This is a genomic window from Sulfurivermis sp., assembly GCF_059410345.1.
In genome coordinates, this window is record NZ_JBLJDO010000020.1 from 42,457 (window position 1) to 54,475 (window position 12,019).

The window sequence follows — 12,019 nt, forward strand, 5'->3', positions numbered from 1 at the left end:
CCGGCCGTCGGCCGAGTTTTTGTATTGGAAAATGCGGGCTCTATAGAGGCTGGATATGAACAAAGAAATCCTGATGGTTGTCGACGCGGTGTCGAACGAAAAGGGCGTGGCCAAGGAAATCATCTTCGAGGCCCTGGAGGCCGCGTTGGCCACCGCCACCAAGAAGCGTTACGGTGGCGAGGTCGAGGTGCGCGTGAGCATCGACCGCCAGACCGGCGACTACGAAACCTTCCGCCGCTGGCTGGTGGTCGACGACAGCGAAGGTCTGCCGCTGGAGCATCCCACCCGCGAATACACCCTCAGCGCCGCGCGCGAAGAGGATGCCAACATTCAGCCCGGCGACTACATCGAGGAGCAGGTCGAGTCGGTCTCCTTCGGCCGCATCGCCGCACAGACCGCCAAGCAGGTCATCGTGCAGAAGGTGCGGGAGGCGGAGCGTGCCCAGGTGGTGGAACAGTACAAGGGCCGTGTCGGTGAGCTGCTCAATGGTGTGGTCAAGCGCCTGGAGCGCGGCAGCGTGATCCTCGATATGGGCAACAACATCGAGGCCCTGATCAGCCGCGAGCATCTGATCCCGCGCGAGGCCATTCGCCCGGGGGATCGCGTGCGCGGCTATCTGTATGATGTGCACTCCGAGCCGCGCGGCCCGCAGCTGTTCGTCAGCCGCACCATGCCGCAGTTCCTGGTGGAACTGTTCAAGCTGGAGGTGCCGGAAGTGGGCGAGGGTCTCATCGAGATCAAGGCAGCGGCCCGCGACCCCGGTTCCCGCGCCAAGATCGCCGTCAAGTCCAACGACCAGCGCATCGATCCGGTCGGTGCTTGCGTCGGCATGCGCGGTTCGCGTGTGCAGACCGTGACCAACGAGCTGAACGGCGAGCGTATCGACATCATTCTGTGGAACGACAATCCGGCGCAGTTTGTCATCAACGCCATGTCGCCGGCGGAAGTGGTATCCATCGTCATGGACGAAGAGAGCCACAGCATGGATATCGCCGTGGAAGAGGCACAGCTGGCCCAGGCCATCGGCCGCAACGGTCAGAACGTGCGCCTCGCCACCGAACTCACTGGCTGGAACCTCAACGTAATGAGCGAGACCCAGGCCGAAGAGAAGAGCGAGGAAGAGGCGCAGGCACTGGTCAAGCTGTTCATGGAACAGCTCGACGTGGACGAGGAAGTGGCAGTCATCCTGGTGCAGGAAGGTTTTTCCAGCATCGAGGAAGTGGCCTATGTTCCGGTGCATGAAATGCTGGAGATCGAAGAATTCGACGAGGCCATCGTCGAGGAGCTGCGCGCTCGCGCCAAGGACATCCTGGTGACGCGTGAGATCAGCAGCGAAGAGCACGGTGGTAAGGAGCCGGCCGCCGATCTGCTGGGCATGGAAGGCATGGACCAGCAACTGGCCTTTGCGCTGGCCGACATCGGCGTGCAGACCATGGAAGACCTGGCCGAACAGGCGGTGGATGACCTCATGCAGATCGAAGGCATGGATGAGGAGCGCGCCGCCCACCTGATTATGACCGCACGCAAGCCCTGGTTCGAGGACGACTCCCAGGGTTGAGGCAGGAGTATCGTTGCATGTCAGAAGTGACCGTCAAGCATTTCGCAGAAACCATCGGCATCGCTGTCGATCGGTTGTTGGTCCAGTTGCAGGAGGCCGGTGTGCCTGTGCACGACGCCGAGGGGGCCCTTACCGATCAGGATAAGGCAAAGCTGCTGGGGTATCTGCGCGACAAGCATGGTGCAGCCGCGCCGGAAGAAGAGGAAGCTGCGGACAGCGGCCCCACCAAGATCACCCTGAGTCGTCGCACTACCTCCGAACTGCGGGTGCCCAGCACCGGTGGCAAGGCCAAGACCGTTACGGTGCAGGTGCGCAAGAAGCGCACCTACGTCAAGCGCAGTCTGGTGGTTGATGCGGCTGAGGCTCCGGAGACGCCGGAGGATGAGACCAAGCGCGTCGATAGCGAGGTGGTCGAACGGCTGGAGCAGCACGTTCGTGCCGACGTCGAGCGTGCGGCGGATGACGCACGTCGTCAGGCCGAAGAAGACGCCCGGCGTCAGGCTGAAGAAGCGGCTCGTCTACAGGCCGAGTCCGAGGCCCGCCGTCAGGCGGAGGAAGAGGCACGCCGCAGCGCGGCCCTGGTGGTGGAGCGTCCGGCGGAGCCCGTCCCGGCTCCGGCCAAGGCGGTGGAAAAGCCGGCCAAGCCGGCCCGCCCTGCCGCGGCCCCCAAAATGGAGCGCGAGGTACCCAAGGGTGGCAAGAAGGGAGGCGCCGGCCGCCGTCGCGGTGGCGAGGACGAAGGCTCCGCCCGTGAGGAATTGCATGTGGCGCCGGGCAAGGGTGGACGCCGCGGCAGCAAGAAGCGCCCGACCCGTGTTGCGGCTCCGGCTGCCGGTGGCGGTCAGCACGGTTTCGCCATGCCTACTGCACCGGTAGTGCGTGAGGTGGCTATCCCAGAGACCATCACCGTGGGCGAACTGGCCCAGAAGATGTCAGTGAAGGCGGCCGAGGTCATCAAGTTCATGATGAAGATGGGCAGCATGGTGACCATCAATCAGGTGCTGGATCAGGACACGGCCGTGCTGGTGGTGGAAGAGATGGGGCACACCGCCAAGGTACTGAAGACTGACGCCCTGGAAGATGAGATCGCCGTGGTGGAGGAGGCCGGCGCCGCCGTGCCGCGCCCACCGGTGGTCACCATCATGGGCCATGTCGATCACGGCAAGACCTCCCTGCTCGACTACATCCGCCGTACCCGCGTCGCCGCCGGCGAGGCGGGCGGCATTACCCAGCACATCGGCGCCTATCACGTGGAAACCCCGCGCGGTGTCGTCACCTTCCTCGACACCCCGGGCCATGCGGCGTTTACCGCCATGCGTGCCCGCGGCGCGCAGGCCACCGACATCGTGGTGCTGGTGGTGGCGGCTGACGACGGTGTGATGCCGCAGACCAAGGAAGCGATTCAGCATGCCAAGGCGGCCGGTGTGCCGCTGGTGGTGGCGGTGAACAAGATCGACAAACCCGAAGCCGATCCGGATCGGGTGAAGAACGAACTGGGCCAGCAGGATGTGATCCCGGAGGAATGGGGCGGCGATACCATGTTCGTGCATGTCTCTGCCAAGACCGGTGAAGGCATCGACAAGTTGCTGGAGTCGATTCTGCTGCAGGCGGAAGTACTGGAATTGACCGCCGTGAAGGACGGCCGCGCCAGCGGTGTGGTGATCGAATCACGGCTGGATAAGGGACGCGGCGCGGTGGCCACGGTGTTGGTGCAGAGCGGTACCCTGCGCAAGGGTGATGTGCTGCTCGCCGGTCACGAATTTGGCCGCGTGCGCGCCATGCTGGATGAGAACGGTCACCCCATCGAGGAGGCCGGTCCGTCCATTCCGGTGGAAGTGCTCGGTCTATCCGGTACGCCTTCCGCCGGTGAAGCAGCTGTGGTGGTGGCCGACGAACGCAAGGCGCGTGAAGTGGCGTTGTTCCGTCAGGGCAAGTTCCGCGACGTCAAGTTCGCCAAGCAGCAGCAGGCCAAACTCGAGGACATGTTCACCCAGATGCAGGAGGGCGAGGTGAACACCCTCAACATCCTGCTCAAGGCCGACGTGCAGGGTTCGCTGGAGGCGATCTCCGACGCCTTGGTCAAGCTGTCCACCAGCGAAGTGAAGGTGAAGATCGTGGCCAGTGGCGTGGGCGGTATCAGCGAATCCGATGTCAATCTGGCGGTGGCTTCCAATGCCATCATCATTGGCTTCAATGTGCGCGCCGACGGCAGTGCCAAGCGCATGATCGAAGAGCAGGGCGTCGATCTGCACTACTACAGCATCATTTACGAACTGCTGGACGAAGTGAAGAACGCCATGACTGGCATGTTGGCGCCGGAATTCAAGGAACAGATCATCGGCCTGGCCGAGGTGCGTGATGTGTTCCGTTCACCCAAGTTCGGTGCCATCGCCGGCTGCATGGTGGTGGACGGCGTCATCAAGCGCAGCAACCCGATCCGCGTGTTGCGCGAGAATGTAGTGATCTACGAAGGTGCGCTGGAATCGCTGCGCCGCTTCAAGGACGATGTCGCCGAGGTCAAGCAGGGCTTCGAGTGCGGTATCGGCGTGAAGAACTACAATGACGTACGCCCAGGCGACCAGATCGAGGTCTACGAGCGCGTCCAGGTGCAGCGTACGCTCTGAACCGATGGCACAGTCCACACGCAGCCGCCGCGTGGGTGAGCAGATGCAGCGTGAGCTGGCGCTGCTCATCCAGCAGGAACTCAAGGATCCTCGACTGGGTATGATCACCGTGTCCGGCGTGGAAGTGGCGCGCGATTTCGCTCACGCCAAGGTGTTCGTCACGGTGCTCACCGACGATCCGGCGCAGGTGGCGCAATCCCTGGAGGGCCTGCGCCATGCCGCTGGCTTCCTGCGTCGTGAACTGGGACGCCGTATGCAGTTGCGTACCATCCCAGAGCTCCATTTTTCCCATGACACCTCCGTCGAGCGGGGCACGCGCCTGTCGGCCCTGATCGACCAGGCTGTCGCCGCCGACGGCCACAAAAAAGACGACTGAGGCACAATGACACGTCGCCAGCGCCAGCGGGGCCGTGAGGTCAACGGTATCCTGCTCCTCGATAAACCCTTGGGCATTACCTCCAACGATGCCCTGCAGCAGGTCAAACGTCTGTTTGATGCGCGCAAGGCCGGTCATACCGGGAATCTCGATCCCATGGCGACCGGCCTGTTGCCGCTGTGCCTGGGTGAGGCCACCAAGGTATCGGCCTTTCTGCTCGACGCCGACAAGCGTTACCGCGGCACCTGCAAGCTGGGGGTGCGCACCAATACCGGCGATGCCGACGGCGATGCCATCGAGACCCGGCCGGTGGGCGCGTTCAGCGAAGCGCAGGTACGTGAAGTGTTGAAGCGCTTTACCGGCGAGATCGAGCAGATCCCGCCCATGCACTCGGCCATCAAGCACCAGGGGCAGCCGCTGTACAAGCTGGCACACCAGGGACTCGAAGTAGAGCGCCAGCCGCGCCGCGTCACCATTTATGAGTTGAGTCTGGTCCGCCTCGAAGGTGATGAACTGGAAATCGATGTCCATTGCTCCAAGGGCACCTATATCCGTACTTTGGCTGAGGATATCGGCGCCGCCCTGGGTTGTGGCGCCCACCTCAACCGCTTGCGCCGTACCATGGCTGGCCCCTTCAACGAGGCGGGCATGGTGACCATGGAGCAGCTCAAGCAGCTACTGCTGGAGGGGGGGCAGGCCGCCGTCGACGCGCTGCTGCTGCCCATCGAGGACGCCTTGGCCGGCTGGCCGGCCATCAATCTCACAGCCAATCTGGCTTATTACGTGCGCCAGGGGCAAGCGGTACAGGTGTCCCAGGCGCCCACCCAGGGTTGGGTGCGCCTGTTCGGCCCGGAGGGTGATTTCATCGGCGTCGGCCATATCCTGGACGACGGCCGGGTGGCCCCGAAACGGCTGTTCCACGCCGCTTAAGTCCGTAATTCTGCTTGTTTACTTGTCCGACGCCCGGTTAAAATACCGCGCTTAAACCTCACCCCAGTTTAGGAGTTGTAGTTAGATGTCTCTGAACGCCACCCAGAAAGCTGAAATCGTCAAGGATCACGGCAAGGCCGCGACCGACACCGGTTCCGCCGAAGTACAGATTGCCCTGCTGTCCGCCCGCATCGACGACCTGTCCGGCCACTTCAAGGAACACACCCACGATCACCACTCGCGCCAGGGCCTGCTGCGCATGGTGAGCAAGCGCCGCAAGCTGCTCGACTACCTGAAGGGTAAGGACATCGAGCGCTACCGCGCCATTGTTGCCCGCCTCGGTCTGCGCAAGTAATCCACGGCCGTACCGGCCCCGCCACCAGAAGGGAATACGACGTGACTCCAGTTGTAAAAGAATTCAAATACGGCGATCAAACCGTTCGTCTGGAAACCGGTGAGATAGCACGTCAGGCCTCTGGCGCCGTTATGGTGAGCATGGGCGATACGGTGGTGCTGGTGACTGCGGTGGCCATTGCGGAGGCCGTGGAAGGCCGTGACTTCTTCCCGCTCACGGTCAACTACCAGGAGCGTACCTACGCGGCGGGTAAGATCCCCGGCGGCTTCTTCCGCCGCGAGGGCCGTCCCACCGAGAAGGAAACGCTGACCTCCCGCCTGATTGATCGCCCGTTGCGTCCCCTGTTCCCGGAAGGTTTCACCAACGAAGTCCAGGTCATCGCCACGGTCGTTTCCCTCGACCCCGAAATCGATCCGGACATCCCGTCGATGATTGGTGCCTCCGCCGCCCTGTGTCTGGCCGGCGTGCCGTTCAAGGGGCCCATTGGTGGCGCCCGCGTCGGTTACAAGGATGGCCAATACCTGCTCAACCCGAGCATGACTGCCCTGCAGACCTCCGAGTTGGACCTGGTGGTCGCCGGTACTGCCAATGCCGTGCTGATGGTGGAATCGGAGGCGCGTGAGCTGCCGGAAGAAGTGATGCTAGGGGCGGTGATCTTCGGCCACGACCAGATGCAGACGGTGATCAAGGCGATCAATGAACTGGTGGTAGAGGCCAAGGTCGTGCCCTGGAACTGGCAGGCGCCGGCAGCGGATACCTCTTTGAAATCCCGCGTTGCTGAACTGGGTGAGGCTGCGTTCAGCGAGGCATATACCATCAAGGAAAAGCAGGCCCGTTATGCGCGCCTGAACGAGATTCGCAGCAATATCATGAGCAAGCTCGCCGGCGAAGGCGCTGATCCCTGCTTCCCGGCAGAGAAGGTGCGCGTCGCCATCGAGACGCTGGAATACAACACCGTGCGCGGCAGCATCCTCGCTGGCAAGCCGCGTATCGACGGCCGCGACACCCGCACTGTGCGTCCGATCACCATCCGTACGGGTGTGCTGCCGCGTACCCATGGTTCCGCCCTGTTCACCCGCGGCGAGACCCAGGCCCTGGTGGTCGCCACTCTCGGCACCGCCCGTGATGCGCAGGTCATCGATGCCATCGAAGGCGAGCGCAAAGAATCTTTCATGCTGCACTACAACTTCCCGCCGTACTGCGTCGGCGAGACCGGTATGGTGGGTAGCCCGAAGCGCCGCGAGATCGGTCACGGGCGTCTGGCCAAGCGCGGCGTACAGGCCGTGATGCCAACCATGGACACCTTCCCTTACAGCGTGCGCGTGGTGTCGGAGATCACCGAGTCTAATGGTTCCAGTTCCATGGCCTCCGTGTGCGGCTCCAGCCTGGCCCTGATGGATGCCGGTGTGCCGGTCAAGGCACCGGTGGCCGGCGTGGCCATGGGCCTGATCAAGGAAGGCAGCAAGTTCGCCATTCTCACCGACATCATGGGTGACGAAGATCACCTCGGCGATATGGACTTCAAGGTGGCCGGGACTGAAAGCGGTGTCACCGCGCTGCAGATGGACATCAAGATCGACGGCATCACCCGCGAGATCATGGATGCCGCCCTGAAGCAGGCCCGTGAAGGCCGTCTGCATATCCTCGGTGAGATGAACAAGGCCCTCGCCAAGCCGCGTGAGCAGATGTCCGATTTCGCCCCGCGCTATGAGACCTTCAAGATCAACCCGGACAAGATCCGTGATGTTATCGGCAAGGGTGGCGCTACCATCCGTGCTCTCACCGAAGAGACCGGCACCAGTATCGACATCAGCGATGACGGCACTGTCAAGATCGCCTCGGTGGACGGTGCCGCCGCCAAGGAGGCGCGCCGCCGCATCGAGCAGCTTACCGCCGACGTGGAAGTGGGCATGGTCTACGAAGGCCGTGTGGCCAAGCTGATGGACTTCGGCGCCTTCGTCACCATTCTGCCGGGCAAAGATGGTCTGGTGCACATCTCCCAGATATCCGACGAGCGTGTCGAGAAGGTGAGCGACAAACTGGCCGAGGGTGACCTGATCAAGGTGAAGGTGCTGGAAGTGGACAAGCAAGGCCGTATCCGTTTGTCCATGAAGGCGCTGGCGGAATAACTCACATCGCCGCAGCTGTTGTGCAGAAGGGGCCGCAAGGCCCCTTTTGTTTGGTGCTGGACACTCACTCATTTACGGCACGTATTCGCACTTTCATGGATCGACTGTATAAAATCAGCGATTTCTTCACTCCCCACCTGCGTCTGATCCTGGCGCTGCTGTGCGCCGCCTTGGCGCTCATGTTTGCCTCCCACGCCTCGCCATGGACCGTCTTGCCCTTGCTGTGCGGCCTGTTGTTGCTGTGGGACTATCTGCGCAATAGCGGGGTGTGGATTGCGTTTCGCGCCTTCCGTCAGGGGAATCTGCCGCGCACGCGTCGTACCCTGGCCAGCGTACGCTGGCCCCGGTTGTTGTCGCACCGCAGCCTGGCCTATTACCACTGGTTGCGCGGGGTGCTGGATTCCGCCGATGGCCGCTTGCAGGCGGCGCGCGTGCATCTGTTGGTGGCGGCAACCGGCGCGCTGCGTACCGAGAATGATCGCAGCCTGGTGCAATGCCTGTTGGCGGAGTTGGCCCTGCAGACCGGTGATCACAGGGCAGCGGCAGAACACGTGCGTCTGGCCAATGCGTTGGGACACCATGGTGAGGTGGCTCACATCATCACGGCGTTGCGGAGGCGGTTGGATGGCCCAGCCTGAGCCGTGGTGCCGACTTATTGATGCCGCACTGATCATCAGTGGCGACCTGGATGTGTCCGGCATCATGCGGTTCGAGGCGGAGATAGCCGCCTTGCCGCCCTTGCCTGATCCGTTGCGGCTGGATCTGAGCGGCTTCGATGTCAGCGACGGTTTGGCCGCGGTGGCGGCGGTCGACGCCATGCGCCGCTTGGCACGCGGCCGGCGTCTGGTGTTACAGGGCGCGCCGCAGCTTTTGGCCCATAACCTGTATCGCGTCGGCGACCTGGAAGGCGGCAGTCTGCTGCTGGAGGCGACACGGCAAGACGAAGCCTACGGTTGATGCTTTGAGGTGTTTGCTTGTTTCAACGGAAACGATTTGACTAAAATCAGTTTTCCGCTGAGTAGGGAGACGCTGCCGTGGGCGCAGTCATTCATTCCACCGCATTCGAACCGGCAACCTTGCAGTTGCGGGCCCTCGAGTTGGCGGAGGCCGGCCGCTTTCTGCACAGTCGCGGCTGGGTACCTGCCACCAGCGGCAATTTTTCTGCCCGCTTGGCGGGTGATTACGCGGCCATCACCGCGTCCGGCCGTCACAAGGGGCTACTGGGTGAACAGGACATCATGGTGGTCGATCTGGACGGACGGCCTTACAACGACGCGCGGTGCCCTTCAGCGGAGACCCTGCTGCACACCACCTTGTACCGTCGCTTTTCCGCTGCCGGTTCCGTGTTGCATACCCATTCGGTCAATGCCACGCTGTTGTCGCGTTACAGCAGCAAGGAAGTGCTGCTGGAGGGTTATGAACTGCTCAAGGCGTTCCATGGTGTGACGACCCACAATACCCGTATCGCCGTGCCGGTATTCGACAACGACCAGGACATTCCCCGCCTGGCGGCACAGGTAGAGCAGTATCTGGATGCTCATCCCGATGTATATGGGTATCTGATTCGTGGCCACGGACTGTATACCTGGGGGCGGGATGTGGCGGAGGCCCTGCGCCATCTGGAGGCGTTCGAGTTTCTGTTTCAATGCGCACTGCACCAACTGCGAGGATGATTGCATGAGCCGGCTGGAGATTCGTTGCGCGGGCGACGGTGCGGTTATCACCGTGTATACCGATCACGCGGCCATTGCCGCCCAACTGTCCACTCTCGGTGTGCGTTTTGAGCGTTGGGAGGCTACGCAGCCGCTTTCCGCCGATGCCACTCAGGATGATGTATTGGCCGCCTATGGTGAGCAGGTGCGGCGCCTGACCGGCGAGTACGGCTTCCAGTCGGTAGACGTGGTCAGCCTGCGGCCGGACCACCCGCAACGCGCCGAGTTGCGCAGCAAGTTCCTCGCCGAGCATGTGCACAGCGATTTCGAGGTGCGTTTCTTCGTCGACGGCAGCGGCCTGTTCTACCTGCACGTCGGCGATCATATTTATCTGGTGCTGTGCGAGCAGGGCGACTTGATCAGCGTGCCCGCCAATACGCCGCACTGGTTCGATATGGGTGAGCGGCCCGATTTCAAATGCATCCGCCTGTTCACCGTGGCCGATGGCTGGGTGGCGCAATTCACGGGCAGCAGCATCGCCGAGCGCTTCCCCAGTTTTGATCAATTTGTGGCTACGGCATGATCCGCGCCATTCTTACCGATATCGAAGGCACCACCTCATCGCTATCCTTCGTCAAGGATGTGCTGTTTCCCTATGCGCGGCAGAACATGGCGGCGTTTCTGCATCAGCATGTCGCAGCGCCGGCGGTGGTGGAGCAGTTGGCGGCCGTCAATGCCGTTGTCGGGCGTGAACTCAGTTTGACCGAGGCCGTGGCGCAGCTGCAGCAGTGGATCGACGAGGACCGCAAGATCACGCCACTGAAGGCGCTACAGGGTATGATCTGGGAACAGGGCTACCGCAACGGTGATTATACCGGTCATGTCTATGCCGATGCGGCGCAGCGTCTGCGGGCCTGGTATGCGGCCAGGGTGCGCCTGTATGTGTTTTCGTCCGGTTCGGTGCAGGCCCAGAAATTGCTGTTTTCCCACAGCGATCAGGGCGACCTGACGCCACTGTTTAGCGGTTATTTCGACACCAGCAGCGGCAACAAGCGCGATCCTGCGGCCTACCGTACGATTGCCGCCGCCATCGGATTGCCGGCAACGGACATATTGTTTCTGTCTGACATTGTCGAAGAACTGGATGCTGCACATACTATAGGCATGCAAACCCGACAGCTGGTACGCGGCGGTGGCATCAGTAGTACTGCGCGTCACCGGCAGGAAGCAGATTTCAGCGGCATCACACTTTAAGGAAGCTCTGAATAAGTTTAGAGCTTCCGCGGCACAGGGATGTGCCGCCATTTCCCAACGACGATAAGTCGTTGGGAAATGAAGCGAATCGAAAATCACACGGTTCGATTCGCGTGGTTTTGTCCATGGATGGACTTATGTCGCGGAGCCCATGGATGGGCGGGGCGACCTGAGAAGTCCAGGACGGACTTATTCAGACCTTCCTTAATCAGTTCGACACATACCGCGTTACTGCGGCAGCAGGAGACTTACCATGGCACTGACCCCTTCCACCATGCTTGAACTGGGTACTCCGGCCCCCGATTTTGCGCTGCCCGAGCCAGCCACCGGTGCCGTCGTCAGGCGTGACGACTTCACCGGTAAGCCGTTGCTGGTGGTGTTTACCTGCAATCATTGTCCTTATGTAAAGCACATCGCCGATGCGTTTAGCGACTTTGCGCGCGAGTATCAAGAGCACGGACTGGCGGTGGTGGCCATCAGCGCCAACGACCCGGCGCATCGTGCCGAAGACGGGCCGGAGTTCATGGCGGAAGAGGCTCGGGCCCGAGGTAATCCATTTCCTTATCTGTATGACGAAACACAGGCCGTTGCCAAGGCCTACCGTGCGGCCTGCACACCGGACTTCTTTCTTTTTGACGCCGATCATCGCCTGGTTTATCGCGGCCAATTCGATGACAGCCGCCCCGGCAACAAGCTGCCGGTAACGGGCAGCGATTTGCGCGATGCAGTCAAGGCGGTGCTGGCAGGGTTGTCGGTGCCGGATGACCAGCGTCCCAGCATGGGCTGCAACATCAAATGGCGGCCGGGCAACGAGCCGGACTATTTCGGCTGATTAGTCCTGCAAAAATCCTGCATAGATCAAGATATCTCCCGTGTGCTTGCGGTCACGGCGCCATTTCATTGCGTCGTGGTGTACCGTAACGTAGACTTCCTTCGACGGGGGCGCCGCGACTCGCTGCTGCCCGTGCGCGTTGCTCCAGCGCACCACACGGCGTGGGCGTGACGCATAAAACTAAAATGGGTCATCACTCATTCGAGTGGGTTGAATCACCGCTTTCCCACCTGAGCGGGGTATAGGTCAAGGCCGCCGAGATGGAAATAAATCGCATTGCGGAAGCGCTCCCGATTGCGGAAACCTCTT

General features: G+C 61.9%; 12 protein-coding genes. All 12 read left to right on the top strand.

Annotated elements, in window-relative coordinates; translation table 11 throughout:
- Positions 1-55: 55 nt before the first annotated feature.
- The 12 genes from nusA to ACMV8A_RS13235 all read left to right on the top strand — a co-directional run bounded on the left by nusA (position 56) and on the right by ACMV8A_RS13235 (position 11,710).
- Positions 56-1,558 carry a transcription termination factor NusA gene (gene nusA / locus ACMV8A_RS13180; RefSeq protein WP_495326333.1) on the top strand — a complete coding sequence of 501 codons (1,503 nt, stop codon included), beginning with the start codon at positions 56-58 and terminating at the stop codon, positions 1,556-1,558.
- Positions 1,559-1,575: 17 nt separating this feature from the next.
- Entirely contained in the window at positions 1,576-4,182 is a 2,607-nt protein-coding gene (infB, locus tag ACMV8A_RS13185) for a translation initiation factor IF-2 (RefSeq protein ID WP_495326334.1), read from the top strand.
- A gap of 4 nt (positions 4,183-4,186) precedes the next feature.
- On the top strand, positions 4,187-4,558 hold the full coding sequence (rbfA, locus tag ACMV8A_RS13190) for a 30S ribosome-binding factor RbfA (protein WP_495326335.1): 372 nt from the start codon (positions 4,187-4,189) through the stop codon (positions 4,556-4,558).
- A gap of 6 nt (positions 4,559-4,564) precedes the next feature.
- Positions 4,565-5,488 carry a tRNA pseudouridine(55) synthase TruB gene (truB, locus tag ACMV8A_RS13195; RefSeq protein ID WP_495326336.1) on the top strand — a complete coding sequence of 308 codons (924 nt, stop codon included), beginning with the start codon at positions 4,565-4,567 and terminating at the stop codon, positions 5,486-5,488.
- An 85-nt stretch (positions 5,489-5,573) separates the two neighbouring features.
- Complete coding sequence (rpsO, locus tag ACMV8A_RS13200; protein ID WP_495326337.1) at positions 5,574-5,843, top strand: 30S ribosomal protein S15; 270 nt, start codon at positions 5,574-5,576, stop codon at positions 5,841-5,843.
- Positions 5,844-5,884: 41 nt separating this feature from the next.
- A complete protein-coding gene (gene pnp / locus ACMV8A_RS13205) occupies positions 5,885-7,972 on the top strand; it encodes a polyribonucleotide nucleotidyltransferase (RefSeq protein ID WP_495326338.1) in 2,088 nt (695 codons plus the stop codon).
- A 95-nt stretch (positions 7,973-8,067) separates the two neighbouring features.
- Positions 8,068-8,610, top strand: a complete 543-nt coding sequence (locus ACMV8A_RS13210) for a hypothetical protein (protein ID WP_495326339.1) — start codon at positions 8,068-8,070, stop codon at positions 8,608-8,610.
- Positions 8,597-8,929, top strand: coding sequence for an STAS domain-containing protein (locus tag ACMV8A_RS13215; protein ID WP_495326340.1), 333 nt, complete (start codon positions 8,597-8,599; stop codon positions 8,927-8,929). The genes ACMV8A_RS13210 and ACMV8A_RS13215 overlap by 14 nt, the downstream gene beginning before the upstream one ends.
- Positions 8,930-9,006: 77 nt before the next feature.
- Entirely contained in the window at positions 9,007-9,645 is a 639-nt protein-coding gene (locus tag ACMV8A_RS13220) for a methylthioribulose 1-phosphate dehydratase (RefSeq protein WP_495326341.1), read from the top strand.
- Between the two features lie 4 nt (positions 9,646-9,649).
- A complete protein-coding gene (locus tag ACMV8A_RS13225; RefSeq protein ID WP_495326342.1) occupies positions 9,650-10,207 on the top strand; it encodes a 1,2-dihydroxy-3-keto-5-methylthiopentene dioxygenase in 558 nt (185 codons plus the stop codon).
- Positions 10,204-10,878, top strand: a complete 675-nt coding sequence (mtnC, locus tag ACMV8A_RS13230) for an acireductone synthase (protein ID WP_495326343.1) — start codon at positions 10,204-10,206, stop codon at positions 10,876-10,878. Before ACMV8A_RS13225 ends, mtnC begins: the two co-directional genes overlap by 4 nt.
- Before the next feature lie 253 nt (positions 10,879-11,131).
- Complete coding sequence (locus ACMV8A_RS13235) at positions 11,132-11,710, top strand: thioredoxin family protein (protein ID WP_495326344.1); 579 nt, start codon at positions 11,132-11,134, stop codon at positions 11,708-11,710.
- Positions 11,711-12,019 lie beyond the last annotated feature (309 nt).

What these genes read in the sequence shown, in the direction of transcription:
- rbfA (WP_495326335.1), top strand. Translation starts at nt 4,187, where the DNA reads ATGGCACAGTCCACACGCAGCCGCCGCGTGGGTGAGCAGATGCAGCGT.
- rpsO (WP_495326337.1), top strand. Translation starts at nt 5,574, where the DNA reads ATGTCTCTGAACGCCACCCAGAAAGCTGAAATCGTCAAGGATCACGGC.
- ACMV8A_RS13225 (WP_495326342.1), top strand. Translation starts at nt 9,650, where the DNA reads ATGAGCCGGCTGGAGATTCGTTGCGCGGGCGACGGTGCGGTTATCACC.
- mtnC (WP_495326343.1), top strand. Translation starts at nt 10,204, where the DNA reads ATGATCCGCGCCATTCTTACCGATATCGAAGGCACCACCTCATCGCTA.
- ACMV8A_RS13210 (WP_495326339.1), top strand. Translation starts at nt 8,068, where the DNA reads ATGGATCGACTGTATAAAATCAGCGATTTCTTCACTCCCCACCTGCGT.
- infB (WP_495326334.1), top strand. Translation starts at nt 1,576, where the DNA reads ATGTCAGAAGTGACCGTCAAGCATTTCGCAGAAACCATCGGCATCGCT.
- ACMV8A_RS13215 (WP_495326340.1), top strand. Translation starts at nt 8,597, where the DNA reads ATGGCCCAGCCTGAGCCGTGGTGCCGACTTATTGATGCCGCACTGATC.
- ACMV8A_RS13235 (WP_495326344.1), top strand. Translation starts at nt 11,132, where the DNA reads ATGGCACTGACCCCTTCCACCATGCTTGAACTGGGTACTCCGGCCCCC.
- nusA (WP_495326333.1), top strand. Translation starts at nt 56, where the DNA reads ATGAACAAAGAAATCCTGATGGTTGTCGACGCGGTGTCGAACGAAAAG.
- truB (WP_495326336.1), top strand. Translation starts at nt 4,565, where the DNA reads ATGACACGTCGCCAGCGCCAGCGGGGCCGTGAGGTCAACGGTATCCTG.